This is a genomic window from Pedococcus sp. P1_H8 (genome assembly GCF_056405175.1).
The window spans coordinates 1-470 of the sequence record NZ_JBFUCP010000202.1 but is presented as its reverse complement, the minus strand read 5'-3'; the positions used below and the strand labels follow the sequence as shown (position 1 = coordinate 470).

The window sequence follows — 470 nt, the reverse complement described above, 5'->3', positions numbered from 1 at the left end:
GCCGTCGCGGTACTTCCCGGTGAGCACGCCGCCGGCCAGCGGGACCGCGGCCAGCAGTCCGACGCCGTGGTGGTCCGCCGCCGGGATGAGTTCGTCCTCGACCCCGCGGGCGAGCAGCGAGTACTCGGCCTGGGTGGCCACCAGCGGCGTGCCCGCGGCCGCGGTGGCCAGCTGCCAGCCGAGGTAGCCGCGGGCGCCGACGTACCGGACCCGGCCGCTCGTGACCGCGTACTCGAGCGTCGAGGCCACCTCGTCGACCGGGGTGAACGGGTCCCAGGTGGCCACCTGCCACAGGTCGAGGTGGTCGGTGCCCAGTTCGCGCAGCGTCGCGTCCAACTGCCCGAGCAGTGCGCGGCGCGAGCAGTCCACGCCGTCGCGGCCGGGATGGATGCCGCCGCTGCTCGAGATCACCAGTTCGGTGCGCGGGACCACGTCGTCGAGCAGTTCCGCGAGGATCCGCTGGGCGACAC

Annotated in this window: 1 protein-coding gene; it reads right to left on the bottom strand. The window is 74.5% G+C overall.

Annotated features, from left to right (window positions below; translation table 11 throughout):
* On the bottom strand, positions 1–470 hold a 470-nt coding region (locus AC1DYG_RS19590; protein WP_477641522.1), incomplete at both ends, for an aldo/keto reductase.